The sequence below is a fragment of the Pseudundibacterium arcticum genome, from assembly GCF_042646465.1.
In the GTDB taxonomy this organism is placed as follows: domain Bacteria; phylum Pseudomonadota; class Gammaproteobacteria; order Burkholderiales; family Burkholderiaceae_D; genus Undibacterium_A; species Undibacterium_A arcticum.
Genome location: NZ_JBHRTP010000024.1, coordinates 134,421 through 159,067 on the forward strand (window position 1 = coordinate 134,421; position 24,647 = coordinate 159,067).

Consider the following 24,647-nt stretch of genomic DNA (forward strand, 5'->3'; position numbering starts at 1 on the left):
AGACCAACAAAAAAGAGGTCGGGACGATTGCCCCGACCTTTTTTATTAATTGCGTACTTGGTTTCTGGACAGATTTCTGCAATGCACAGCAGATTGGTCGTACCAGGCCGACCAAACGGTAGGTCAGCGCTAATCGCGATTTGTTCGCCCACCTTAGCAGGTTACATTTTTGTGGCTATCCTGCTTGTGTTCGCAACAATCTTGCAATCAATATACTGGTAGGCAGTATATAAATACATCCCGCTAAATAATTGCGGGAATCGCCATATTTTAAAAAATTTATTGGGGAGTATATTTATTTACGCCCTTGCGCGACGTGATTTCAGCAAGCTTTCAGGGACCCGGCTCGGCCTGGACAGCAGTAAGACAGTCCAGGTCGCCAACACAAAAGGCAGCGTGAAATACGGCAACGCCATCGTGCCGAAGACCAGGCACAGCACGATGCTGAAGCCACTACCGAGAACGCGCAGCGGCCAAGCGCGCTGGTGTACGCTCAAGCCCAGCATCACCAGGATGCAATTTGTACCCATGCCTGCCGCTTGCGTTGTGATGTATGCCTGCGGCCACAGGCTGTTGCCCAGCACCAGTGCATACCAGGCGATTAAAGCTCCCAGCAGCGCCCATGCACCCAGATGCCACCGATGATGCGCCAGGGCAGTCCACATCAGCATGCCCAGCGGCACAGAACTGATAAAGCCGATTTGCCCGGTGACGCAAAATGGATAATTCAGCAGGGCTAAGCTGCAGGTGCCGGACATTTGCAGCGGCGGCAAGCCATGCAAGCCCGATTGCGGCCCAAAGACCGCTGCCAGCAACATCAGCGATACGAATTGCAATGTCAGCGCCGGCAATTTGCACCAGCGCAGGAAGGCATGCGTGACGAATGCCATCAGCACTCCGGCCAGCACTATCCAGGCCAGCAGTGCCGGCTCGAATTGATAAAAACTGCACAGCCCGATCCCGCTCAGTGCGGCGTTGAAACCGTACAAACCTTGTTGTCGCTGTTCTCTCGGAAAACCTGCCACGCAGGCGGTCGCAGTCGCAGCGATCGCGCCCAGCAGGCAGCCCAGCGCCAATACCGGGCGACTCAGGTACAGGCACAACAAGAGCACAGCACCGGTCAGCGGCGCCGCCTGGAAATAGATTTGTCCTATGCCTGCCAGTAGGCTTTGCAGCAAGCTGAGAACGGTATTTTGCAGGCGTGTCGGTAGATCGGTAGGCTGGCTGAACATGATGGCTGAACAAATCTGGACGAACGCTCCCGCTCCTCCTGCCGGGCAGGAGCGATCAAACGGCTACAGTGGTGTTAGAGCAGTTTCTGCCGCACGTGCTGAGCCAATCTCGGATCTGCGACGCTCACCGTACAGTCAATACAGTTGCGCTGCTCGGGCCCGACCTTAGCTCCCGTACCTACGGCAGAAACTGCTTTAGGCGGCTGGCGGCCAGATCTCGGCGATGCGCAGCAGATTGGTCGTGCCAGGCTGACCAAATGGCACCCCAGCGGTGATGGCGATTTGATCGCCTACTTGCCCGAACCCTTCTTTCAACGCGGTGCGGCAAGCTGCTGCCACCATCGAATCCACATCATGTACGTCCGGGCTGACCGTGGAATGTACCCCCCACACCAAGGCCAAACGGCGTGCAGTCGCCAGCTTCGGGGTGATGCTCAGAATCGGCGCCATCGGCCGCTCGCGTGCAGCGCGCAGGCTGGTGTGGCCGGAGGTGGTGTAAGTCACGGTGGCGACCGCGCCGACAATTTGCGTGACGTCGCGCAAGGCCGAGCAAATCGCATCGCCGCGGTTTGGCAATGGTGCTTCGTGCTGGGCATCAATCATGTTGCGGTATAGCGGATCGCGCTCGACTTCGTTGATGATGCGGTCCATGATCGCCACTGCCGGCACCGGATAGGCACCACTGGCCGATTCAGCCGACAACATCACAGCATCTGCACCGTCATAAATGGCACTGGCGACATCCGAAGCTTCAGCGCGCGTCGGTACCGGCGCCGAAATCATCGACTCCAGCATTTGGGTCGCAATCACGATCGGTTTGCCGTGCTTGCGGCAAACGCGCAGAATCCGCTTTTGCACGCCAGGCACACGCTCCGGCGGCAGTTCCACACCCAAGTCACCACGCGCGACCATGATCGCGTCCGACACGGCCACGATTTCTTCGAGCCGATCGAGTGCCGCCGGTTTTTCCAGCTTGGACAGCACACCGGCCCGGTCGCCAATCAGGGCGCGCGCTTCCAGTACATCTTCCGGGCGCTGCACGAAAGACAACGCGACCCAATCCGCGCCCATTTCCAACGCAAAGGTCAAATCGCGTCGATCTTTTTCTGTCAGCGCGGGAATCGGCAACACCACGTCCGGCACATTAACGCCCTTGCGGTCCGACAACACTCCGCCATTGATGACGCGAGTACGGATGCTGTGGCCATCGCTGCCCAATACTTCCAGGCGCAGCTTGCCGTCATCCAGCAGCAGGGATTGGCCAGCCGCGATGACTTCAAACAATTCGGGGTGCGGCAGGCATACGCGTCGCGCAGTACCAGGCGTGGGGTCGCGGTCGAGCACGAATTCGGCACCGGCTGCCAGCGTGATCTTGCCCTCGGCAAATTGGCCGACGCGCAGTTTGGGGCCTTGCAGGTCGGCCAGAATGGCGATCGGACGACCGACACTGCGTTCAATCTCGCGCACGATATCGCAACGCGCCTGATGATCCTGATGAGAGCCGTGACTGAAGTTGAAACGGAACACATCTGCTCCCGCTTCGAATAGCGCCAGAATCGCTTCCTTGCTGTTACTGGCAGGGCCGAGTGTCGCTACGATTTTGGCCTTACGTTGACGTCGCATCTTGTCTTTCCTTTTTCATCATTATTGGGCATTTTTGCTGCGATACCCATTGACCACAGCAATTCAAATGCCACTTGCAAGCACGGCCGCAAGTGAGAAATACGCTTGCGGCCGTGTCGAATGGATATCAATGGGACTGAGAACTATTGGCGCTTAGAGAATCAAGATCGCCCGGAAATCATTGACATTGGTGCGCGTCGGACCGCTCACTTCCAAGTCCTCCAGTGCACTGAAAAATCCGTAACCATCATTATTTTCAAGCATGGTCCGCGCGCGCAGACCCAGGGCGGCGGCGCGGGTTACCGAGTCGGGGTGGTACAAGGCGCCGGCATTGTCTTCCGAGCCATCGATGCCATCGGTATCGCAGGCTATCGCATGGATATTCGGATGTCCGTCCAGCGCTACTGCCAGACTCAGCAAGAATTCCGCATTACGTCCGCCACGGCCTTTGCCGCGCACCGTTACCGTGGTTTCACCGCCGGAAATCAGTACGCACGGCTTGCTGAAAGGTTGGCCGCGCTGCTCTACTTGCTTGGCAATGGCGGCATGCACGATACCGACATCGCGGGCCTCGCCCTCGATCCCGTCCGACAAAATATACGGCGTGATGCCTGCGGCACGCGCGGTGGCGGCCGCCGCTTCCAGCGCTTCTTGCGCGGTCGCGATCACATGGTGGGTATTGCGCGCAAAGCGCGGATCGCTAGGTTTCGGTGTCTCGCCAGCACCGGACTCCAGATGTTGCTGAATATTGGCAGGCACTTCGATGTCGTATTTGCGCAAAATGGCCAGCGCTTCGGCGCAGGTCGTCGCGTCCGGCAAGGTTGGGCCGCTGGCAATGATGCCAGGGTCGTCGCCCGGGACATCGGAAATCAGCAAGGTCACTACGCGCGCCGGTGCGCAGGCCAGCGCCAGGCGACCGCCCTTGATGGCCGACAAGTGCTTGCGCACGCAATTCATTTCGGAAATCGCCGCACCGCTTTTCAGCAGCGCTTTATTGATCGCCTGTTTCTGGGCCAAAGTGATGCCCTCTGCCGGCAAGGCCAGCAAGGCCGAGCCACCGCCGGAAATCAGGCACAGCACCAGATCGTTTTCAGTCAGGCCCTGCACCATCTCCATCATGCGGCCAGCGGCAGCACGACCGGCTTCATCCGGTACCGGATGCGCAGCTTCGACCACTTCAATCCGCTTGCAATCAGCGCCATGGCCATAGCGCGTGACGACCAGGCCGGAAATATCACCTTGCCAACGATCTTCTACCGCTTTCGCCATTGCGGCGGCACCTTTACCGGCACCGATGACCAACGTACGGCCATTCGGTGAAGGTTCTGGCAGAAAGGCCGGCAGACACTTCTCGGCACTGACGGCATTGACTGCACTGGAATATAAATCGCGTAAAAATTGACGGGGGGCAAGCGTACTCATGCCGGAAAACTTTCATAAAAGGCCTGTGGCGACCAATGCGGCAGGATGCCCCAGGCGCTTTCCAGGCCAGATGAATCAGCGGGAGCCGGGCGGCCCCCGCATCACAATTTAAGCTTGAGCAATCTCGTGATTGGACATCAGCTCGGTTGCGCGGCACAAGGCCGAATGATCCAGACCACTCATGCCGTTGGCAGCGCAAGCGTTCATCAGCTCTTGTACCATTGCCGTGTTTGGCAAAGAGACGCCGAGTGCTTTAGCACCTTGCAAGGCCAGGTTCAAATCTTTCTGATGCAATTCAATCCGGAAACCCGGGTTGAACGTGCGTTTCACCATCCGTTCGCCATGCACTTCCAGGATGCGCGATGCGGCGAAACCGCCCATCAATGCCTGACGCACTTTGGCTGGGTCAGCACCTGCCTTGGAGGCGAACAACAGCGCTTCAGCCACGGCCTGAATGTTCAACGCCACGATGATCTGATTCGCGACCTTGGTGGTCTGGCCATCGCCGTTGCCACCGACCAGGGTGATGTTCTTACCCATCAGGTCGAACAGCGGTTTGACGGTATTGAACGCTTCTTCGGAACCACCAACCATGATGGTCAGCGATGCCGCCTTGGCGCCGACTTCACCGCCGGAAACCGGCGCATCCAGGTACTGGCAATCCAGTGCATTGATTTTCTTGGCGAAACCCTTGGTCGCAATCGGGGAAATCGAACTCATGTCGACCACGATCTTGCCAGCTGTCAAACCTTTGGCGACACCGTTCTCATCGAACAGCGCGGCTTCGACGTGAGGGGTATCCGGCACCATTACGATGATGATGTCGGCGCGCTTGGCGACTTCCGCACCCGAGGTGCAGACCGTGGCGCCCCCGTCGATCAGCGTCGCAGGCGGGTTTTTGATGTCGTGCAGATACAGCTTGTGTCCGCCCGCCTGCAAATTCGCCGCCATCGGCGCGCCCATGATGCCTAATCCGATAAATCCAATTTTTGCCATGATTTTCTCCGTTACTTGTCAATATGTCGATTTTTTGTCGATGAACACTGCGTGCGCGACCGTGGTACTCGCTCAAACGCCGTGTGCAGCGCGCCAGCCCAATCCCTCAACCGTGCCCGCCTTCGGTTTGTATTCGCAACCGATCCAGCCGTCGTAACCCATTTCATTGAGTTGCGCAAACAAGTAGCGATAGTTGATTTCACCGGTGCCCGGTTCAAAGCGGCCCGGGTTATCCGCCAGCTGCACGTGCTTGATCAGTGGCAAGTTCGCCTTGATCGTGTTGACCAGCTCGCCTTCCATACGTTGCATGTGGTAGATGTCATACTGCACAAACAGGTTATCCGAACCGGTCGCCTTGATGATCTCGACCGCCTGTTTGGTATGCGACAGGAAAAAGCCGGGAATATCGAAAGTGTTGATTGGCTCAATCAGCAGGCGAATGCCCTCAGCCTTCAGTTTGTCAGCCGCAAACTTCAGGTTGCTGACCACCGTGTTATAGGCCGATTCCTGGCTCACCCCCGGTGGCACGATGCCAACCAGACAGTTCAGCTGTTTGACGCCCAGTACCCTGGCGTAACGAATCGCTTCGTCTACACCTTCCTTGAACTCGCCGACGCGATCAGGATGGCAGGCAATACCGCGCTCGCCCGCTTCCCAATTACCGGCCGGCAAATTGTGCAGCACCAGATCCAGCTGATACAGGTTCAGCTTGTCGGCAATCTGATCAGCATGGAAGGCATACGGAAACAGGAACTCGACGCCTCGGAACCCTGCCTGCGCAGCGGCTTCAAAACGATCCAGAAATGCACGCTCGGTAAACAGCATGGTCAAATTAGCGGCCAGTTTTGTCATTTTAATTTCCTTCATATCTTGATGCTTAATCTTAATCCAGTATCGAGATTCCGACTGCGGTCGGTGCGTGACCAGGTTCGGTCGCCAGCGGTTCAAACTCGTTGATGCTGTTGATCTCGGTGCCCATCGAGACGTTAGTGACACGCTCCAGGATGATTTCGACCACCACCGGCACCCGGAATTTTTCCATCCAGGCACGGGCCTGGGTGAACGCTGCCTGAATCTGTTCCGGGTCGGTGACACGAATCGCTTTGCAACCCAGACCTTCGACCACGGCAACATGGTCCACACCGTAACCGTTGAGTTCCGGCGCATTGATGTTTTCGAACGCCAGCTGAACACAGTAATCCATGTCGAAACCGCGCTGCGATTGACGAATCAGGCCGAGGTAAGAGTTGTTCACCACCACGTGCAGGTAAGGAATATTGAACTGCGCACCGACGGCCAATTCTTCGATCATGAACTGGAAGTCATAATCCCCGGAAATAGCCACGACCTGACGCTTCGGATCAGCAGCGCAGACACCCAATGCGGCGGAGATGGTCCAACCTAACGGGCCGGCTTGCCCGCAGTTGATCCAGTGACGCGGGTAGTACACGTGCAGGAACTGGGCGGCAGCGATTTGCGACAGGCCGATGGTGCTGACGTAGCAGGTTTCGCGACCGAAAGCCTTGTTCATTTCTTCGTACACGCGTTGCGGCTTGACCGGCACGTCTTCGAAGTGGGTGCGGCGCAGCATCGTGCGTTTGCGTTGCTGGCATTCGGCAACCCAGGCGGAACGGTCTTTCAGCTTGCCGGCGGCTTTCCATTCTTGCGCGACTTCGATGAACAGTTTCAGCGCAGCGCCTGCATCGGACACGATACCGAAGTCCGGGCCGAACACGCGACCGATCTGGGTCGGTTCGATATCGATGTGGACAAATTTGCGGTCTTTGGTGAAGACGTCGATCGAGCCGGTGTGGCGATTCGCCCAACGGTTACCGATCCCGAGTGCGAAGTCGGACGCCAACATGGTGGCATTGCCGTAACGATGGCTAGTTTGCAGACCGACCATACCGACCATCAACGGGTGATCATCAGCGATCGCGCCCCATGCCATCAGCGTCGGGATCACCGGTACGCCAGTCAATTCAGCGAATTGGACCAGCAAATCGGCTGCGTTGGCATTGATGATGCCGCCACCAGCGGTAATCACCGGACGCTCGGCGTCGTTCAGCATCGCGAGCGCTTTTTCGATTTGAGCGCGGGTTGCTTTTGGTTTATAGACTTCCAGTGGCTGGTAAGTGTCCGGATCGAATTCGATTTCGGCCATTTGCACGTCGAACGGCAAATCGATCAGCACTGGACCAGGGCGACCGGAACGCATCAGGTGGAAAGCTTGCTGGAATACCATCGGCACCAAGGCCGGTTCGCGCACGGTCACGGCCCATTTGGTGACTGGCTTGGCGATCGATTCGATATCGACAGCCTGGAAATCCTCTTTGTACAAACGGGCACGTGGTGCTTGGCCGGTAATACACAGAATTGGTATCGAATCTGCTTGGGCCGAATACAAACCGGTGATCATGTCGGTACCGGCTGGGCCGGAAGTACCGATACAGACACCGATGTTGCCGGCCTTGGCACGAGTGTAGCCTTCGGCCATGTGCGAAGCACCTTCGACGTGGCGCGCCAGGATATGCTTGATGGTGCCTTGCTTTTTCAGCGCAGAGTAAAATGGATTGATTGCGGCACCTGGAACACCAAATGCTTGGCTAACGCCTTCTTTTTCTAATACATATGCAGCTGCTTGTGCTGCCGTCATCTTTGCCATGTTGATTCCCCGGATACGTTGATTTGTGAAGAGACCTGATTGGATGATTTGCATCCTATAGTTAAAACTCTTCTTTGATAAGAAGACAAAACATCGCTTTATTCGATACTCAGCGTATGGAATAATCTCTGTATGGATAAACTTACGCAAATCGAAGCCTTCGTCGATGTGGCCGAAAAAGGCAGCCTGGCGCGTGCCGCGCTGGAGCAAGCCATTACCCCGGTAATGCTGGGACGCCGCATTGATGCCCTGGAGAAACGGCTAGGCGTCAAGTTGATGCACCGCACGACCCGTCACCTGACATTGACCGAACAAGGCATGGTGTACCTCGACCACTGCCGCAAGCTATTGAGCGACCTCAGCTATGCAGACAAGCTCATCTCCGAGGGCCGCCACAAGGCGACCGGGCACCTGATCGTGTCGGCGCCGGCCGCCTACGGCCGCAAGCATGTGGCGCCGCATGCCCCGGCCTTCGTCAAGGCCAACCCCGAAGTGCAGATTTCGTTCAACCTGACTGATCGCGTGGTTGATCTAGTGCGTGAAGGCTACGACCTCAGCATCCGCATCGGCGGCAATATCGACCCCAGCTTTGTCGCGGTCAAACTAGCCAGCAATCGGCGCGTGGTCTGCGGCACGCCAGACTATTTCGTCCGCAACGGGATTCCGCGCACGCTCGACGATCTGGCCCAGCACAATTGTCTGTCCTTCAATCTGCAGGGTGGCCAGCAGCGCGGCTGGTATTTTCAGGACAATGGCAAGCCGGTGATCGTCAAAGCCGCCGGCAATCTCGACTGCAATGACGGCGAGTTATTGCACCACTGGGCCAGCGAGGGACTGGGACTGGCTTGGCGCTCGACCTGGGAAATTCAGGCGCAACTGGCCTCGGGCGAGTTGATTACGGTGCTGGACGAATATGCGCTGCCACAATACGACATCATGGCGGTGTACCCACAGCAGCGGCACCTGCCGGCCAAAACACGTTTCTTCATCGACGCGCTGAAAGCGATTTATGCACAACCGGGTTATTGGCTGCAGAGTAAGTGAACTCCTATCTGAAGCACAGCAGGCGGATGAAAAACGGGTGTCGTGGTAATTGATGGGAGGACGATTCAACTTGCTTTGCTCCGCGCCCTTTGTTGCTCCCGATTAACGGCCTGAAAGAATGTGAGTCCCGATCGACATTATTCTGCCGTGTGTCAGAGGGTGCGCAGCGCATCCGTTTGGTTATCGGCATCTTGATGAATGGAATGGACGACTTCCCCCGCAAGGGTTCAGGATGGCTGAGAGCCGGTCAAGCAAAGATCCTCACACGCCGACGGCATCAACATGAATAACAGGTTCCATTCATGGCCGACCCGCGCCAGCGCGCGCACCAGAATCGGTGTCACCCTAGCTTCATATTCGGCTTGTGCCGCGATATCGCGTTCATGGGCGCGCGCATCAAGCTTGCGTTTGGCTTCGTCGAGCACGCCCAGTCGTCCTTGGCGGCACGCTATCTCCTCGGGAACCGCCAATCCATCCGGCAAATTTTGAGGATCTGCCGACTCGGCTATTGCCATTAATTGCGTCCCTTCTTCCTGCACCTGCTTCTCGATTTTTGCAAATGCCCCCACGATAGCGCTCGGCTAATTCTTCCGACTGGTTGTTAGCCCTAGGAATCTGTCGGATTACTTCCTGGAAACTAATTGCTCAGATCGGAATGGATCTGGCCGCCCTTGCATGGAATATGAAGCGAATTCGTTGGCAAGACAAATCAGCCTAGTTGCAAAGGCCAGCGAAATCGCGCGTCCGGAATTTACCTTACACCGGTTAATGCGACGGAGCCAATGCGAGAGCCTGCGCCGCGATCCAAAGAAGTCGACGACCAACATAAGAAATATCAGATATCACCTATTCAAATGATCAACGTTTGAACACCGACTTTGTAGGATATTGTCGCGGATCTGTCGTATAGCCAAGAAATGTCTGCCTGCAGACGATCGGATCGAATCAGAGCAATGAACAAGGAGATGAACGTGTTGGCATTGGAAAAGTTGTCTAAGTCGAAAGAGGGCGGTACGGATGTGCGTACCGAGCAGTTGAACGCGTCGTTGTTGGACAAATACTTTAAATTGAAAGAAAACGGTACCGACGTGCGTACCGAATTACTCGCCGGTCTGACCACCTTCCTGACGATGGCATACATCATCTTCGTCAATCCGTCGATCCTGGGCGATGCCGGCATGCCGAAGGATTCGGTCTTTGTCGCGACCTGCCTGGCCGCCGCGATCGGTACGCTGATCATGGGTTTGTATGCGAACTACCCGATGGCGCTGGCTCCCGGCATGGGTTTGAACGCCTACTTCACCTATGCGGTGGTCAAAGGCATGGGGATTCCCTGGGAAGCCGCACTGGGCGCGGTATTCATTTCCGGTTGTCTGTTCGTTGCAGTCAGCGTGTTCAGACTGCGCGAAATGATCGTCAACGGCATCCCGCATTCGATTCGCACTGCGATCACGGTCGGTATCGGTCTGTTCCTGGGACTGATCTCGCTGAAGAACGCCGGCATCGTGGTCGCCAATCCAGACACCCTGGTGGCGATCGGTGACCTGCACAAGGCTCCGGCGATACTGGCCGTCATCGGCTTTTTCCTGATCGTCACGCTCGATCGCCTGAAAGTCAAAGGCGCGATCCTGATTGGTATTCTGGCGGTCACGGTGCTCAGCTTCTTCTTCGCCGGCAATACATTCCACGGCATCGTGTCGATGCCGCCATCGCTCGATCCAACCCTGTTCAAGCTCGACATCATGGGCGCGTTGTCGGTGGGTATCCTGAACGTGGTGCTGGTGTTCTTCCTGGTGGAATTGTTTGACGCCACCGGCACCCTGATGGGCGTCGCGAACCGCGCTGGCTTGTTGGTCAACGGCAAGATGGAACGCTTGAACAAGGCTTTACTGGCCGATAGCACCGCAATCGTTGCCGGTTCCTTCCTTGGCACCTCAAGCACCACCGCCTACATCGAAAGTGCCGCCGGTGTGCAAGCGGGTGGCCGCACTGGCCTGACCGCCGTCGCGGTGGGTCTGCTGTTCCTGGCGTGCTTGTTCATCGCTCCGCTGGCGGGTGTAGTGCCTGGTTACGCCACTGCACCGGCACTGTTCTATGTGTCTTGCCTGATGCTGCGCGAACTGGTTGATATTGACTGGACCGATACTACCGAAAGCGTACCGGCGGCGATTACTGCAGTGATCATGCCGTTCACCTATTCGATCGCGCAAGGCGTCGCCTTCGGCTTCATTTCATACGCGGCGCTGAAGCTATTGACCGGCCGTGCCAAGGAAGTGAAACTCATCGTCTGGGGTATCGCTGCTGTATTCCTGTTCAAATTCATTTATTTGGGTGCTGGCTAATAACGCTTTTCCGGGGAGTGCGCCGCCCATGGCGCAGTCTCGGCTGCTGAGGTCTACCGCAACAGCCTTCCTCCTTCTGCAGTAAATATGACAAGAGGCGCTCAGGTTTTCCTGAGCGCCTCTTGTTGTTTTACCTCAGCTTTTCTTCCGGCAGGCGGCTGCACAATTCCAGCAGCCAGGCGATGGAGCGATAAGGTCGGCCCGTTTCGGCCGAGAAGCCCGACCTGTCCCGCAGTGGCGTTCATGCAGTGCGCTGGCTCCGCCCGGTCAGCAAACTCAGCCAGCGCACCACGCCCTTGGCATCGCTGCTGCAAGAGGCATAATCGGTGACGGTGCGCGCTGCGCGCTCCAGCAGCTGAATATCGGCTTCATGCTGACGCGCAACATGCGGGTCTTCCAGAAACAGCACACGGCGGCATTGGCGATTCAGGATCAGTTCGGCAATCTGCGCATCGCCGCCCATCGGACCGCTCAGGAAAGGCCTGACCCAATTGCGCCCGGCATCCTGGCCCTTGATCTTTTGCGCAAGCTGATTGAGCAAGCCACCGGTGGTGCCGGTCGCGCAGCGCATCGCGAAGCTGTCCAGCAAGGCGAAATGTTGTTCGGCCAGTTCCAGCATGCGGCCCTTCATCGCGTCGTGCGCAATCAGCGCGATGCTTTCATTGGCCAGATCGAAGCTGGCATCGAGCGTCGGATCGGGCGCCGCGCCGGCGGCCACCGCTTCCAGTTCCAGCCACTCGCGGGCGCCGGCAAGGGTCGACAGAAGCGGTTTGCCGTGGATGACGCATTGGCGTTTCAGCGCCTGCGCTTCGGGGAAATTGGACGATGGATCGACCGGATCCATCAGGTAAATCACCGCATCCAGGGTTTTTGCCGGATCGGTATCGACGACGCGCGACACCAGCATCATCATGCCACCATCGCGGCCATAAGGAAATCGCTCGAATGATGGATAGCCCGGCAGCAGCCCGTGACTGCGGATCGCATCCAGGGTTCTACCGACGACGATGAATTGCGGCTGTAGGGTCTCGATCGCCGCCTGCCCGCCCTGGAGCAAGCGTACTAATGCCGAGTCGGCAGCATCTTGATGGGCCCGGCTTGCAGCCAGGCCGATTCTGTAACGGGGAGGATTCAGGAGCATGGGTATTCAGCCTGTGCGATAGCGGTAAGGACAGCCTCGCGGCCCGGCGTGCCGGTCCGCGAGGCCCGATCTGCATGACAGCTCAGAGCGCGATTTCGGTTCCGAGGACCTTGAGGAACTGCGCCAGCCACTGCGGATGGGCGGGCCAGGCCGGCGCCGTGATGAAGTTGCCATCGGTGACTGCCTGATCCACTTCGATGTCCGCATAGTCGCCGCCGGCCAGCCGCACTTCCGGCGCGCAGGCGGGATAGGCGGAAATCCGCTTGCCGCGAATCACGTCGGCCGCGGCCAGCAATTGCGCGCCATGGCAGACCGCGGCGATCGGTTTGCTGGCGGCGGCGAACTGGCGCACGATCTCGATCACCCGCGTGTTCAGGCGCAGGTATTCCGGTGCGCGGCCGCCGGCGATCATCAGCGCGTCGTACTTGCCGACATCGACGTCATCGAAGTTTGCATTCAGCGCGAACAGGTGGCCCGGCTTCTCGGTATAGGTCTGGTCGCCTTCGAAGTCGTGAATCGCGGTCTTGATCTTGTCGCCGCTCCGCTTGCCGGGGCAGACTGCGTGCACCGTGTGGCCGACCATTTGCAGCGCCTGGAACGGCACCATGGTTTCATAGTCTTCGGCAAAATCACCGACCAAGAATAGAATTTTCTTCGCTGCCATTTGTTTCTCCTATGAAAAATCATCCTTAAATCCGGTCCACCACGACCGGCCTGCCGCTCTTACCTTAGCTCGTCTTCGATATAGGCCTCGATAATTGTTTCAAAATCCTTGTCGGCAGACAAACCCAGCACCTGTGCCCGTGCCACATCCCAAGCGCCCGGCCAGCTCTTGACGATGCGCTCAATCGCCGGGTCGGGCGTGAAGCTGATGCGCGAGGCCACGTCCGCCCCCGCCACCGTTCCCAGTGCGCTGACCATCTCGCTGACGCTGACGGACAGGCCCGGCAGGTTGACGGTGCGACTGTCGCCCAGCGACTCGGCCGACAGTTCATGCCCCGCGATCAGCGAGTCGATCGCGCGCCGCGGCGACAACAGCCACAAGCGCAATTCGGGTGACACGGGGCAGACCGCTGCTTCGCCATTAAATGGTTCGCGGATGATGCCGCTGGCAAAGGAAGACGCCGCCTTGTTCGGCTTGCCGGGACGCACGCTGATGGTCGGCAGGCGCAGTACGCGGCCGTCAACGAAACCCTTGCGACTGAAGTCGTTGAGCAGCAATTCGCCGATCGCCTTCTGCGCACCGTACGATGATTGCGGGTTGAGCGCCGTCGTGTCTTGCACCACGTCCGGCAGCTTGCCGCCGTAGACCGCGACCGAGCTGGTGAACACCACCTTGGGTTTGTGCCCAAGCTCGCGGCAGATGTCCAGCAACAGGCGCGAGGCGTCGAGATTGATGCGCATGCCGAGGTCGAAATCGGCTTCGGCCTGGCCACTCACAATCGCCGCCAGATGGAAAATCGATGTCGTATCGGTATCGATGGTCTGGCGCAGCAGCGTGCGGTCGGCGATGTCGCCGGTGACCACGCGCACGCGCGGATCGCCGAAATCATGCGCCGGGACCACATCGGCCAGCACGATCTGAGCTATGGTGTGCGCCCTGCCCTGGCTGTCGCTAAGTTGGCCACGCGTCAGCAGTTGGCGCGCCAGGCGCTGCCCGAGAAATCCGGCGCCGCCGGTGATGAGAACTTTCATTTTCGAACTCCTTGTGTGTTTGCCGCAGCGAGCCAGCCGAGGCCGTCCTCGGTGCGCCCGCGCGGACGGTATTCGCAGCCGATCCAGCCCTCATATCCGAGCTCGTCGAGTAGGCGGAACAGGTAGGGGTAATTGACTTCGCCGTCGTCCGGCTCGTTGCGGCTGGGGACGCTGGCGATCTGCACGTGGCCGATCCCGCCGAAATACTTCTTGAACGTCATCGCCAGATCGCCCTCGACGATTTGCGCGTGATAGAAATCCATTTGCACCTTGACGTTCGGCTCGCCGGACTCTTCGCGCAGCGCATGCGCCTGCGCCTGCGAATTGAGGGAATAACCGGGCATGTCGCGCCCGTTGATAGGCTCGATCAGCAGGCTGATGCCATGCTGGCCCACTTCCCTAGCCGCGTGGCGCAGATTGCCCAGATAGACCTCGCGATGGACGCGCAGATCCGCGCCGGCAGGAATCAGCCCGGCCATCATGTGCACCCGCTTGGTGCCCAGCGCCAGCGCATACTCGATGCCGCGCGCGATGCCGGCCCGGAACTCTGCTTCGCGCCCGGGCAGCGCTGCAATGCCGCGTTCGCCCGCCGCCCAGTCGCCGGGCGGCAAATTGAACAGTACATTTTCCAGGCGGTTTTCCTTCAGCCACAACGCCACTTGTTGCGGCGTGTGCTCGTATGGGAACAAGAACTCGACAGCCTTGAAACCGGCCGCCGCCGCGGCGGCGAAGCGCTGCGGAAAGGCGACCTCATTGAACATCATGGTCAGATTGGCGGCAAATTTTGGCACGGTGCACCTCTGGGTTAAATGTCGAGCCCGAAGGCCGACTTGAGTTCATCGATCTGCTGGGCGTCGAGCGGCCGGGTCGGCACGTCGCGCAGCAGCAGAAACAGTTTGGCGGTTTCTTCCAGCTCCTCGGCGGCATACACCGCCGCCTCGAGCGTGCTGCCGGACACCACCGGCCCGTGATTGGCCAGCAGCACCGCCGAGTGCTTGCGCGCAAGCGTGCCGATGGCGCCGGCCAGCGCGGGGTCGCCCGGCCGGTGGTAAGGCACCAGCGGCAGGCGGCCGATCTTCATCACGAAATATGGCGTCAGCGGCGGAATGCAATCGGCATGGTTCAGGCCGCACATGCAGGACACCGCCGCCGAATGGGTCGAATGCAGATGCACGATGGCGCCGGCGCCGCTGCGCTGCTGGTACATGGCGCGGTGCAAAAATGCTTCCTTCGACGGCGCCTCGCCGCCGATCAGACGGCCGTCCCAGTCGAGCTTGGACAGGCGCGCCGGATCGAGCCGGCCCAGGCTGGCGTTGGTCGGCGTCAGCAGCCAGCCGTTGTCCAAGCGCACGCTCAGGTTGCCGCTGCTGCCGGCGGTCAGGCCTCGCTCGAACAGCGAGCGGCCGAACTCGACGATCTGCTCGCGCTGGCGCGCCTCTTCCGGCTTGGTGTGAATTGCAGTGCTCATGACAGGCGGCTCCATGCTTTGAGGAAGAAATCGTCGCTGCCAAAATTGCCGGACTTGAGCGCCAGCGCCAGCGGCGGGCCGGCGTGTTGTTTCTGCAGCGCCGCGGTCCAGGGCACGCCCGGATCGATTTCGGGGCCGATGCGCAAGCCGGACACGCCCAGCGCCTTGACCACCGCGCCCGAGGTTTCACCGCCGGCGACAATCAGTTGTCCGACGCCCAGTTTGACCAGGCCGAGAGCGATGGCGGCCAGCGCCTCTTCGACCAGGCTGCCGGCACGTTCAACGCCCAGTTGCGCTTGCACTGCACGCACCGTTTCCGGCGTGGCCGTGGCATAGATCAGCACCGGCGCCTGACCAACATGGGCCGCTGCCCAGTCGAGCGCAGCGGCGACAACATCGGCGCCGGACGCCAGTTGCAGCGGATCGACATGGAAGGCCGGGGCCCGCTCGCGCATCACGGCCACCTGCTTTTGCGTGGCGACCGAGCAGCTGCCAGCGATCACGGCGCGCAGGCCGCCGGTGGCGGGCAGCTCGTCGGCCGCATGATGCCGCGCCAGCAAACCGCGCCGACGGAAGTTTTCCGGCAAGCCCAGCGCGATGCCGGAGCCGCCAGTGACCAGTGGCAGGTCGGCGCAGGCCGCGCCGATCGACTCCAGATCGCGGTTCGATACCGCATCGACGATGGCGAATTTGCAGCCCTGTTCGCGCAGCACTGTAAAGCGTTCGCCGATGGCGCCTGCGCCCTGCTCGACCACGCCATAGTCGGCCAGGCCGACCTTGCTGGTCACCTGCTGCTGCAGCACCCGCACCAGACTGGCGTCGGTCATCGGCGTCAGCGGATGGTTGCGCATGCCCGATTCGCTCAGCAACTCGTTGCCGACGAACAGGTAACCCTTGTAAATCGTGCGGCCGTTGGCGGGAAAAGCGGGACAGGCAATCGTGAAACCGGTGTCCAGCGCCTGCATCAGCGCTTCGGCCACCGGGCCAATATTGCCGCGCGGCGTGGAATCGAAGGTCGAACAGTATTTGAAATAGAACTGCTGGCAGCCGGCCTGCTGCAGCCAGCGTAGCGCCGCCAGCGATTCGGCGACGGCCTGATCGACCGGGCTGGTGCGCGACTTTAGCGCGATCACGATGGCATCGACATCATCGGCATCATGGAACAGCGGCTCGGTGGGGATGCCGATCAGCTGCACGGTGCGCATGCCGGCTTTCACCAGCATCCCCGCCAGGTCGGTGCCGCCGGTAAAATCGTCGGCGATGCATCCAAGTAAGACAGTCATGTCATCCCCCTCAGGCCGCTTTGGCAGCGGCTTTGGCGGCTGGCAGCGTGATGCCCGGGAATACTTTCACCACGGCCGAGTCGTCCTCGCCGCCGTGACCGGCCGCGGACGCCTGCATGAACATCTGGTGTGCAGCGGCCGACAGCGGTAGCGGGAACACGCTTTTCTTCGCGTAGTCCAGCACGATGCCCAAATCCTTGACAAAGATATTGACCGCCGACAGCGGCGTGTAGTCGCCCTTGAGAATGTGCGGCACGCGGTTCTGGAACATCCAGGAGCTGCCGGCGCTGTTCGAAATGACTTCGTACAGCGCATCGGGGTCGCAGCCGGCGCGCAGGCCGAGCGCCATCGCTTCCGCCGCCGCCGCGATATGCACGCCGGCCAGCAATTGATTGATCATCTTCACCTTCGAGCCCTGCCCCGGCTGGTCGCCCAGTCGGTACAGCTTGGCGCAGATCGCATCGAACAGTTTGGCGCAGACGGCGAAGGTTTCCGGCGCGCCGGCCGCCATCACCGACATCTCGCCGGACGCGGCCTTGGCGGCGCCGCCCGAGATCGGCGCGTCGATAAAACGCAGGCCCAGCGCCAGCAGGCGCGCGCCCAGCGCTTCGGCGAACTCGGGCGATACGGTGGCGCTGGCGATCACGACTGCGCCCGGCTGTAAACGGGCCGCCGCGCCGTTCTCGCCGAACAGCACCTGCTCGGTCTGCTGCGCATTGACCACCACGATCAGCAAGGCTTGCACCTTGCCGGCCAGCTGCGCCGGCGAGGCCGCCGCATGCGCGCCGGCATTGACCAGTTTCTGTACGGCTTCCGGCCGCACGTCGCAGGCATGCACTTCGAAACCCGCGCGTAACAACGATTGCGCCATGCCCATACCCATCGCACCGAGGCCGACGACCCCGACGCGGCTTATTTGCTGTGCCATTTGATTTGCTCCTGCTTCAGAAAATTGTGACTTTAATGCGGTTTAAGTAGGTTCGACGCCGCCGGGGGCGCCGAGCGCTACAAACTGGGACCATGCCTCACGGAAGGCGCGGTGCCTCGTTAGCGGCTCACCAGACGGGCCGGCACTCTCAGCACAACCGCCGCGCCGGCCACCAGCACGCCGGCCAGCACATACATGCCGATGTTGGTCGAGTGCGTCATGTCCTTGATCGCGCCGATCAGGTACGGGCCGGCGAAACCGGCCAGATTGCCAACCGAGTTGATCGCGGCAATGCCGGCGGCGGCCGCCACGCCGTTCAGGAAGGAGGTCGGCAGGCTCCAGAACAGCGGCGCCGAGGACAGCACGCCGGCGGCTGCAATGGCCAGGAATATGATCGCGATTTCAGTGTTGGTGGTGCCGGCCAGCGCACTGCCGACCAGCCCGACCGCGCCCAGCAGCATCGGGGTCACCAGATGCCAACGGCGCTCGCGGCGCTTGTCCGAGCTGCGCCCCAGCAGCAGCATGGCGATCACGGCGGCCGAATACGGAATCGCGGTGAACATGCCAATGTTGAAGACACCCTTGATGCCCGCCGTCTTGATCAGGGTCGGCATCCAGAATGTCAGGCCGTACTGGCCCATCACGCAGCAGAAATAGATCAGCGCCATGACCCAGACACGGGCATCGGCAAACATGGCGCGCAACGATGGATGGGCTACCTTGCCTTTGGCGTCATTCTCAATGCGTTCTTCCAGCAAGCGCTTTTCGCCTTCGCTCAGCCACTTCGAGGAGCGGATGCCATCGTCCAGATACAGCAGCACCGCAATGCCCAGAATAATGGCCGGCACCGCTTCCAGGATGAACATCCACTGCCAGCCGGTCCAGCCCTGGACACCCGCGAACGACTCCATGATCCAGCCCGACAGCGGCCCGCCGATCACGCCCGACAACGGGATCGCCGTCATGAAGGTGCTGACGATGCGCGAGCGGCGCTCGGCCGGATACCAGTAGGTCAGATACAGAATAATGCCGGGAAAGAAGCCCGCTTCAGCCAGACCGAGCAGGAAACGCATCACGTAAAAGGTGGTCGGCGTGGTGACGAACATGAAGGAGCCGGAAATCAGGGCCCAGGTGATCATGATGCGGGCAATCCAGACGCGCGCGCCGACCTTGTGCAGGATGACGTTGCTGGGCACTTCGAACAGGAAATAGCCGAGGAAGAAGACGCCGGCACCCAGGCCGAACACGGTTTCGCTGAACTTCAGGTCGGTCAGCATTTGCAACTTGGCGAAGCCGACATTGACACGGTCAAGGTAAGCCACGACGTAACAAAGCATCAGAAATGGCACGATGCGCCAGGTTACTTTGCGATAGACCGAGGCTTCGTCAGCGCTCGAATGGGGTGAAGCAATGCCGCCCAGATCGGCTGGGCGTGTTCCGGAAATCGCCATCATTGTCTCCTGATATCGGTTATGAATATCTCTCTCGCCTGATTTTTATTGACCGCAGGGTGCGGTTGGCAAGTTGTATAAAAGATGTGTAGATGTATATTATGTGTCGAACTAACGCATGTCAAGCTGTATCAAGCTGTATGTTTGTATAATTAGGTTTAGCTAGATCAATGCACTTGCAGCGGTTTTCCCAGTTGGCTGCGAGAAAGGATGGACCCCATGGACCAAACGATGATTTTTACCCTGCCCGATCCGGATACCGACAATGGTGGCTTTGCCGCAGGCACGCTGGGCTCGCGCGTGGCCGACAAGCTGCTGCAGAAAATCCGTGGCGACGGCCTGGCGCCGGGTACCCGTCTGCCATCCGAGCAGGCGATGGCCCAGCATTTCGGCGTCAGCCGTACCGTGTTGCGGGAAGCGATCGCGTTGCTCAAGGCCGAGGGCATACTCAGCACCCGCAAGGGCAGTGGCGCCTTCATCTGCAAGATGGAGGGTCCGCATGTCGCCAAGGATGACGAGCTGACCGAGCAGTCGGTGCAATCGCTGCTGAACCTGATCGAAGTGCGGCGCGGGCTGGAGTCGGAAACGGCGGCGCTGGCCGCGGTGCGCCGCACGCCGGGGCAACTGGCGGAAATCGAGCATGCCTTACGGCGCATCGAGGAAGCGGTGACGGCCGGCGTCAGCGGGGTCGAGGAAGACGTGCGCTTCCACCTGAGCATTGCCGAAGCGACCGGCAATCCCTACTGGGTCAAATTCGTGGAAATGTTCGCCGAGCCGACCCGCTCTGCGGTCAAGGTGACGCGCGCCAACGAGGCGCGGCGCGCGGATTTTTCCAATCAGGTACGCCAGGAACACGAGAAAATCGTTAGCGCGATTGCCGCCGGCGACCCGGAACTGGCCCGTATCGCAGCGGCTGAGCATATGGCGCATGCCGCCGAGCGGGTGCGTCAGGCCGATCGCGAATTCTGGCGCGGTGATGGCGGCGAGTTGGCGCGGAACCTGGTGCGTGACGCGATTATGTAGATAAACTGCGCGCCAAGGAAAAACACGACTGATACAGCGCATTTAACGCAGACTGTGAACTAGGGGTGCATGTCAAATTTTGGCCATGCAGTTGTGCAATAGGTGGGGGTCTCGCGGTCACGGTGTGCCATTAACGGGCCGCTCCAAGCGCCGTCACCCGATCCGGTAAAGCCGCCCCCTCGATGCGACGGTCGGACACCTGGCCTAGCCCAATGGTTCGTCCGTTCTCGAAAAGAAGGGAAAAACGCCCGTTCCGGCAAAGCGCAATCCTTGACCGCTTATTGGATCGCGCGTCCGACATCTTCAGATGTGCCCGGATGCGCCGAATTGGCCTTGGCGATCACCGGGTAGCCAGCGGCCAGCGCCGATGCCGTATCACCGCCGGCGACCGACGATGAACCAAATCCGTGACCATGGATAATATTGGCGCCAATAAAGTAATTGAAATCAACGCCGGATTGCCATCCGCCTGCCGATTGCCACCACCGCGATCACCGCCAGCGCAAACATGATGTTCCGCATTTCCAACAATTCGCCGTTGATCAGGGCGGCGCCGAGCAGTGTCAAGAACGGCTGGATCAGTTGCACCTGCCCCACCCGCGCAATGCCGCCCAGCGCCAGCCCCCGGTACCAGAAAAAGAAACCGATGAACATCGAGAACAAGGACACATAGGCAAAGCCGAACCAGGCTTGCGGTGACGCGGACATGCCGTAGCGCAAGGCCAGCCAGATCGTGACCGGCAGCAATATCGGCATCGACACGATCAAGGCCCACGAGATCACCTGCTGGCCGCCCATCGTCTGCGACAGGCGGGCGCCTTCGGCATAGCCCATGGCGGCCGCCAGCACGGCTGCCAACAATGCCAGATCGGCCAGCTGAAACTGGCCGCCGCCCTGCTGCAGCGCAAACCCGACCACGATGCCGCTGCCGACCAGCGCCGCCAGCCAGAACCCGATCGACGGCCGCTCGCCGAAGCGCAGTGCGCCAAACAACGCCGTTGCCAGCGGCAGGATCCCGAGCACGATGGCGCCGTGCGACGCCGGCACATAGCGCATCGCCACCGACGAGAACACCGGGAACCCGACCACCACACCGAGCGCGACGATGATCAGCGATTGCCACTGGCCAGTGCTCGGGCGTACCGCGCCGCTGCGCCATAACAGCAGCGCCGAGCAAAGCGCGGCGACCACCGCGCGCCCCAGCGCCACCAGCACCGGATTGAGTTCAGCCACCGCCAGGCGGGTAAAAGGCAAGGTCAGGCTGAACAACGCGACGCCGACCGCGCCGAGCCACATGCCGCGGGTTTCATTGCTCATTTGCATGGTGATTGCTTGATCCGCAGCCATTGGTACCCCTTCAGGTGATCGTAATGTTCAACACGCGCTCAAAATCCGCGCAAACTGGTCATGATCGACGTTGCCGCCGCATAAAGGCAGGCCAACCTTCTGGCCTTTCAATTGCTGCTTCATCTGCATCGCTGCGGCCAGTGGCGCCGCGCCGGCACCTTCCGCCAAGTTGTGGGTGGCGACGTAATACAGCTTCATCGCAGCGGACACTTCATCATCGGTGACCGCGACCACCTGGTCGACATAACGCAGGATGATCGCGAGCGACTCGTCATCCGGTACCCGGCACGCCATGCCGTCGGCGATCTGGGCCGTGACCGGCGATTCCAGCTTGCGCTTGGCCTCGAACGACAGCTTGTAGCTGAGCGCATGGGCCGACACCACGCCGATGATTTTAGTCGACAAGCCGAGTGCATTGCGCGCGGCGACTGCGCCGCAGATGCCGGACCCCTGCCCGATCGGCACAAAAATCACGTCCAGATCCGGCTGTGCATTCAGTAATTCAACCCAGTAGGTCGCCACGCCGCGCACCAGGTCGCGGTGCATCGACGGAATCATGTGCAGCCCTTGGCTGACCGCAAGCTGGGCCGCATGTACCCGGCTGTCCTGGAATTCTTCGCCATGTTCGATCAGATGCACGCCGAGCGCGCGCATCGCGGCATTTTTTTCCTTGCTGTTGTGTTTCGGCACCACGATGGTCGCCTGCAAACCGTGGCGGCGCACTGCGAAGCCGACCGACTGGCCGTGATTGCCGCGCGTGGCCGAAATCACGCCCTTGACCTCCGGCGACCGCTGCACCAGTTCATGGATGTACACCAGACCACCGCGCACCTTGAAGGCGCCGGTCGGCGTGTGGTTCTCGTGCTTGACCCAGACTTCGGTGCCCAACGCCTCGTTCAGCAAGGGCCAGGAATACTGCGGGGTCGGCGGCATCGCCGCATAGACGATGGCCACGGCAGTGTCGAGTTCGGCTTTGTTCGGTAGTGCGATTGTCATAAATACCTCAGAATGGATTATTCAACGGCGAAATTAGCAGTCGCCAAGCGACCGCCTTCTGACGACGCTACCTGCATGGATTGCCGATCACCAGGTTGCGGCGATGGCAGGAAATCGATACGGCTAAACACTTTGTCCGCCTCAATCACCACATGCCGTGCCGACGCCAGCAGCAAGCTGTCGCCGCCGAAAAGCCAGTGATCGTCAGAATCCCCCTCAATCGTGACCCAGACGCGGCCGCAATCGATACGCATCAACTGTCCGGCATCGCTTGTCACAGAAATTACCTGCCCCGGCTGCAAAACAAGAGAATCATTGACGGCGATATTTTTCATGACGACTCCGGATTGAATTGATGAGCTTGTTTGATGTATGCTAATCGACAAAACCAATACAGTACCAGTACAATTCACCATATAATTGAATAGACTGTCACGGCGACGCGACCAATACACAATGACCTTGCCCCCTACCCAACCGACTGCACTTATTTCGCGCGGCTCCGGCGAATCGCTGGTGGAACAGATCGTCCGCTCGATCACCTCCCGCATCGACGACAAGCTGCTGCGCACCGCAGCGCGAATGCCATCGATCCGCCAGTTCGCCGAGCAGTACAAGGTGTCGCGCTTCACTGTGGTCGAGGCTTACGACCGGCTGGTCGCGAACGGCTATCTTGAATCGCGCCGCGGTTCCGGCTTTTTCGTGCGCGAACGCGCGCAGATGATGGCTGCATCGCGCTCCGGGCAGGACACGGACCCGCGCCCGACACAGCAATTGGATGTGGTCTGGCTGATCCGCAATATGTTCCGGCAATTGCCGCCGCAAAAGATGCCGGGCACCGGTCTGCTGCCCAACGACTGGCTGGATGGCGAACTGATTGCCAACGGTCTGCGCGCAGTCAGCCGGCAGAACCAGAATCCGCTACTGCAATATGGCACGCCGCAAGGTTTCTTGCCGCTGCGCCAGCAACTGCAGCTGAAACTGGCCGAGCTGGAAATCGCCGCCACGCCGGACCAGATCGTCACCACCTCGGGCGTGACGCAGGCGCTGGACCTGGTGGCGCGCGAGTTCACCCAGCCCGGCGACACGATCTTTGTCGACGATCCGGCCTGGTTCCTGATGTTCGGCTCGTTTGCCACCCTTGGCGCCAAGGTAGTCGGCATCCCGCGCCTGGCCGACGGCCCGGACGTCGCCAAGCTGGCGGAACTGGCGGCGCTGCACAAACCGCGGCTGTATGTGGTCAACTCGGTATTGCACAACCCGACCTCGACCTCGCTGTCGGCCGCCAAGGCGTTCCAGGTGCTGCGCATTGCGGCCGAACATGACATCACGATCGTCGAGGACGACATTTATTGCGACATGCATCCCGGCCCCGCGGTGCAGCCGGCGACCCGGCTGGCGACGCTCGACCAGTTGCAGCGCGTGATCTATCTCGGCGGATTTTCCAAGACCCTGGCCGCCAACCTGCGGGTCGGCTTTATTGCCACCTCGCATGAGCTGGCACAGCGATTGTCGGATCGCAAGATGCTGACCACCCTGACCACGACCGAAATCGGCGAACGCGTGGTCTACAAGATCCTGTCCGAGGGCCACTACCGCAAACACGTCGACCGCATCCGCGCCAAGCTTGACACCATGCGCGGCAAGGCCATCAGGCAGCTGGAACGGGCCGGCCTCACCATCGACGCGCCGACCCCGGCCGGCATGTTCGTGTGGGTCGATACCGGTTGCGATACCAATGTATTGACCGAAAGGGCGATGGCCGAAGGTTATCTGCTGGCGCCGGGCAGCCTGTTTTCCCCGAACCAGCTGCCGTCTACCCGCATGCGGGTCAATGTGGCGACCATGTCGGACCCGGGACTATTGCAGTTTTTAGAGCGCGAAAGCGCGAAATTGCGTCAATAACGGGTCAACATGCGCGATGATGCCGCTCTCGACGCGGACCGCGCCGCTGTCGGCGCAAACTCATTTCAGTCTTGAAATCATCTTAA

Annotated in this window: 22 protein-coding genes; 4 read left to right on the forward strand and 18 right to left on the reverse strand. The window is 60.0% G+C overall.

Annotation, left to right across the window (positions count from 1 at the left end):
* Nucleotides 1-299: 299 nt before the first annotated feature.
* The 6 genes from ACFOFO_RS09240 to gcl form a co-directional block, all read right to left on the reverse strand.
* Nucleotides 300-1,232 carry an urea transporter gene (locus ACFOFO_RS09240; RefSeq protein WP_390325929.1) on the reverse strand — a complete coding sequence of 311 codons (933 nt, stop codon included), beginning with the start codon at nucleotides 1,230-1,232 and terminating at the stop codon, nucleotides 300-302.
* 195 nt (nucleotides 1,233-1,427) lie between these two features.
* Nucleotides 1,428-2,855 carry a pyruvate kinase gene (gene pyk, locus ACFOFO_RS09245; RefSeq protein ID WP_390331412.1) on the reverse strand — a complete coding sequence of 476 codons (1,428 nt, stop codon included), beginning with the start codon at nucleotides 2,853-2,855 and terminating at the stop codon, nucleotides 1,428-1,430.
* Nucleotides 2,856-3,008: 153 nt separating this feature from the next.
* Complete coding sequence (locus ACFOFO_RS09250; RefSeq protein WP_390331413.1) at nucleotides 3,009-4,277, reverse strand: glycerate kinase type-2 family protein; 1,269 nt, start codon at nucleotides 4,275-4,277, stop codon at nucleotides 3,009-3,011.
* A gap of 108 nt (nucleotides 4,278-4,385) precedes the next feature.
* Complete coding sequence (glxR, locus tag ACFOFO_RS09255; protein WP_390331414.1) at nucleotides 4,386-5,273, reverse strand: 2-hydroxy-3-oxopropionate reductase; 888 nt, start codon at nucleotides 5,271-5,273, stop codon at nucleotides 4,386-4,388.
* A gap of 72 nt (nucleotides 5,274-5,345) precedes the next feature.
* Entirely contained in the window at nucleotides 5,346-6,125 is a 780-nt protein-coding gene (hyi, locus tag ACFOFO_RS09260; RefSeq protein ID WP_390331415.1) for a hydroxypyruvate isomerase, read from the reverse strand.
* Between the two features lie 31 nt (nucleotides 6,126-6,156).
* Nucleotides 6,157-7,938 carry a glyoxylate carboligase gene (gene gcl, locus ACFOFO_RS09265; protein ID WP_390331416.1) on the reverse strand — a complete coding sequence of 594 codons (1,782 nt, stop codon included), beginning with the start codon at nucleotides 7,936-7,938 and terminating at the stop codon, nucleotides 6,157-6,159.
* A 132-nt stretch (nucleotides 7,939-8,070) separates the two neighbouring features.
* On the opposite strand from gcl, the gene ACFOFO_RS09270 reads away from it, so the two are divergent.
* Nucleotides 8,071-8,982, forward strand: coding sequence for a LysR family transcriptional regulator (locus tag ACFOFO_RS09270; protein WP_390331417.1), 912 nt, complete (start codon nucleotides 8,071-8,073; stop codon nucleotides 8,980-8,982).
* 227 nt (nucleotides 8,983-9,209) lie between these two features.
* On the opposite strand, the gene ACFOFO_RS09275 is transcribed toward ACFOFO_RS09270, so the two are convergent.
* The gene (locus ACFOFO_RS09275; RefSeq protein ID WP_390325931.1) at nucleotides 9,210-9,551 is read right to left on the reverse strand and encodes a hypothetical protein; all 342 of its coding nucleotides are present in this window, start codon (nucleotides 9,549-9,551) and stop codon (nucleotides 9,210-9,212) included.
* Nucleotides 9,552-10,031: 480 nt separating this feature from the next.
* On the opposite strand from ACFOFO_RS09275, the gene ACFOFO_RS09280 reads away from it, so the two are divergent.
* Nucleotides 10,032-11,324: an NCS2 family permease gene (locus ACFOFO_RS09280; RefSeq protein ID WP_390328197.1), complete on the forward strand. Its 1,293-nt coding sequence runs from the start codon at nucleotides 10,032-10,034 to the stop codon at nucleotides 11,322-11,324.
* Nucleotides 11,325-11,565: 241 nt separating this feature from the next.
* Here the strand turns inward: ACFOFO_RS09280 and ACFOFO_RS09285 are convergent, their stop codons facing one another.
* The 8 genes from ACFOFO_RS09285 to ACFOFO_RS09320 all read right to left on the reverse strand — a co-directional run bounded on the left by ACFOFO_RS09285 (nucleotide 11,566) and on the right by ACFOFO_RS09320 (nucleotide 19,293).
* Nucleotides 11,566-12,465, reverse strand: coding sequence for a methylglyoxal synthase (locus tag ACFOFO_RS09285; protein WP_390325934.1), 900 nt, complete (start codon nucleotides 12,463-12,465; stop codon nucleotides 11,566-11,568).
* A gap of 82 nt (nucleotides 12,466-12,547) precedes the next feature.
* The gene (locus ACFOFO_RS09290; RefSeq protein ID WP_390331418.1) at nucleotides 12,548-13,129 is read right to left on the reverse strand and encodes a DJ-1/PfpI family protein; all 582 of its coding nucleotides are present in this window, start codon (nucleotides 13,127-13,129) and stop codon (nucleotides 12,548-12,550) included.
* A gap of 59 nt (nucleotides 13,130-13,188) precedes the next feature.
* On the reverse strand, nucleotides 13,189-14,160 hold the full coding sequence (denD, locus tag ACFOFO_RS09295; RefSeq protein ID WP_390325936.1) for a D-erythronate dehydrogenase: 972 nt from the start codon (nucleotides 14,158-14,160) through the stop codon (nucleotides 13,189-13,191).
* The gene (gene otnI / locus ACFOFO_RS09300; protein ID WP_390325938.1) at nucleotides 14,157-14,951 is read right to left on the reverse strand and encodes a 2-oxo-tetronate isomerase; all 795 of its coding nucleotides are present in this window, start codon (nucleotides 14,949-14,951) and stop codon (nucleotides 14,157-14,159) included. Before otnI ends, denD begins: the two co-directional genes overlap by 4 nt.
* A gap of 14 nt (nucleotides 14,952-14,965) precedes the next feature.
* Nucleotides 14,966-15,628: a 3-oxo-tetronate 4-phosphate decarboxylase gene (gene otnC / locus ACFOFO_RS09305; protein WP_390325940.1), complete on the reverse strand. Its 663-nt coding sequence runs from the start codon at nucleotides 15,626-15,628 to the stop codon at nucleotides 14,966-14,968.
* Complete coding sequence (gene otnK, locus ACFOFO_RS09310; protein WP_390325943.1) at nucleotides 15,625-16,911, reverse strand: 3-oxo-tetronate kinase; 1,287 nt, start codon at nucleotides 16,909-16,911, stop codon at nucleotides 15,625-15,627. The genes otnC and otnK overlap by 4 nt, the downstream gene beginning before the upstream one ends.
* A gap of 10 nt (nucleotides 16,912-16,921) precedes the next feature.
* Complete coding sequence (ltnD, locus tag ACFOFO_RS09315; RefSeq protein WP_390328201.1) at nucleotides 16,922-17,827, reverse strand: L-threonate dehydrogenase; 906 nt, start codon at nucleotides 17,825-17,827, stop codon at nucleotides 16,922-16,924.
* Nucleotides 17,828-17,958: 131 nt separating this feature from the next.
* The gene (locus tag ACFOFO_RS09320; protein ID WP_390325945.1) at nucleotides 17,959-19,293 is read right to left on the reverse strand and encodes an MFS transporter; all 1,335 of its coding nucleotides are present in this window, start codon (nucleotides 19,291-19,293) and stop codon (nucleotides 17,959-17,961) included.
* A gap of 216 nt (nucleotides 19,294-19,509) precedes the next feature.
* On the opposite strand from ACFOFO_RS09320, the gene ACFOFO_RS09325 reads away from it, so the two are divergent.
* Nucleotides 19,510-20,313 (forward strand): FadR/GntR family transcriptional regulator, encoded by an 804-nt coding sequence (locus tag ACFOFO_RS09325; RefSeq protein WP_390325947.1) that lies wholly within the window; start codon nucleotides 19,510-19,512, stop codon nucleotides 20,311-20,313.
* Nucleotides 20,314-20,760: 447 nt separating this feature from the next.
* Here the strand turns inward: ACFOFO_RS09325 and ACFOFO_RS09330 are convergent, their stop codons facing one another.
* The 3 genes from ACFOFO_RS09330 to ACFOFO_RS09340 are packed head-to-tail and all read right to left on the reverse strand — an operon-like array spanning nucleotide 20,761 to nucleotide 22,991.
* Complete coding sequence (locus tag ACFOFO_RS09330) at nucleotides 20,761-21,630, reverse strand: DMT family transporter (RefSeq protein WP_390331419.1); 870 nt, start codon at nucleotides 21,628-21,630, stop codon at nucleotides 20,761-20,763.
* A 57-nt stretch (nucleotides 21,631-21,687) separates the two neighbouring features.
* Nucleotides 21,688-22,656 (reverse strand): threonine dehydratase, encoded by a 969-nt coding sequence (locus ACFOFO_RS09335; protein ID WP_390325950.1) that lies wholly within the window; start codon nucleotides 22,654-22,656, stop codon nucleotides 21,688-21,690.
* Nucleotides 22,657-22,673: 17 nt separating this feature from the next.
* Nucleotides 22,674-22,991 carry a DUF2917 domain-containing protein gene (locus ACFOFO_RS09340; RefSeq protein WP_390325952.1) on the reverse strand — a complete coding sequence of 106 codons (318 nt, stop codon included), beginning with the start codon at nucleotides 22,989-22,991 and terminating at the stop codon, nucleotides 22,674-22,676.
* Between the two features lie 121 nt (nucleotides 22,992-23,112).
* Here ACFOFO_RS09340 and ACFOFO_RS09345 point away from each other — a divergent pair, with 121 nt between their 5' ends.
* Nucleotides 23,113-24,561: an aminotransferase-like domain-containing protein gene (locus ACFOFO_RS09345; RefSeq protein WP_390325955.1), complete on the forward strand. Its 1,449-nt coding sequence runs from the start codon at nucleotides 23,113-23,115 to the stop codon at nucleotides 24,559-24,561.
* Nucleotides 24,562-24,647 lie beyond the last annotated feature (86 nt).

Excerpts from the sequence above, each read along its gene's own strand:
- ACFOFO_RS09240 (WP_390325929.1), bottom strand. The coding sequence starts at position 1,232 with ATGTTCAGCCAGCCTACCGATCTACCGACACGCCTGCAAAATACCGTT.
- pyk (WP_390331412.1), bottom strand. The coding sequence starts at position 2,855 with ATGCGACGTCAACGTAAGGCCAAAATCGTAGCGACACTCGGCCCTGCC.
- ACFOFO_RS09250 (WP_390331413.1), bottom strand. The coding sequence starts at position 4,277 with ATGAGTACGCTTGCCCCCCGTCAATTTTTACGCGATTTATATTCCAGT.
- glxR (WP_390331414.1), bottom strand. The coding sequence starts at position 5,273 with ATGGCAAAAATTGGATTTATCGGATTAGGCATCATGGGCGCGCCGATG.
- hyi (WP_390331415.1), bottom strand. The coding sequence starts at position 6,125 with ATGACAAAACTGGCCGCTAATTTGACCATGCTGTTTACCGAGCGTGCA.
- gcl (WP_390331416.1), bottom strand. The coding sequence starts at position 7,938 with ATGGCAAAGATGACGGCAGCACAAGCAGCTGCATATGTATTAGAAAAA.
- ACFOFO_RS09270 (WP_390331417.1), top strand. The coding sequence starts at position 8,071 with ATGGATAAACTTACGCAAATCGAAGCCTTCGTCGATGTGGCCGAAAAA.
- ACFOFO_RS09285 (WP_390325934.1), bottom strand. The coding sequence starts at position 12,465 with ATGCTCCTGAATCCTCCCCGTTACAGAATCGGCCTGGCTGCAAGCCGG.
- ACFOFO_RS09290 (WP_390331418.1), bottom strand. The coding sequence starts at position 13,129 with ATGGCAGCGAAGAAAATTCTATTCTTGGTCGGTGATTTTGCCGAAGAC.
- denD (WP_390325936.1), bottom strand. The coding sequence starts at position 14,160 with ATGAAAGTTCTCATCACCGGCGGCGCCGGATTTCTCGGGCAGCGCCTG.
- otnC (WP_390325940.1), bottom strand. The coding sequence starts at position 15,628 with ATGAGCACTGCAATTCACACCAAGCCGGAAGAGGCGCGCCAGCGCGAG.
- otnK (WP_390325943.1), bottom strand. The coding sequence starts at position 16,911 with ATGACTGTCTTACTTGGATGCATCGCCGACGATTTTACCGGCGGCACC.
- ACFOFO_RS09320 (WP_390325945.1), bottom strand. The coding sequence starts at position 19,293 with ATGATGGCGATTTCCGGAACACGCCCAGCCGATCTGGGCGGCATTGCT.
- ACFOFO_RS09325 (WP_390325947.1), top strand. The coding sequence starts at position 19,510 with ATGGACCAAACGATGATTTTTACCCTGCCCGATCCGGATACCGACAAT.
- ACFOFO_RS09330 (WP_390331419.1), bottom strand. The coding sequence starts at position 21,630 with ATGAGCAATGAAACCCGCGGCATGTGGCTCGGCGCGGTCGGCGTCGCG.
- ACFOFO_RS09335 (WP_390325950.1), bottom strand. The coding sequence starts at position 22,656 with ATGACAATCGCACTACCGAACAAAGCCGAACTCGACACTGCCGTGGCC.
- ACFOFO_RS09340 (WP_390325952.1), bottom strand. The coding sequence starts at position 22,991 with ATGAAAAATATCGCCGTCAATGATTCTCTTGTTTTGCAGCCGGGGCAG.
- ACFOFO_RS09345 (WP_390325955.1), top strand. The coding sequence starts at position 23,113 with ATGACCTTGCCCCCTACCCAACCGACTGCACTTATTTCGCGCGGCTCC.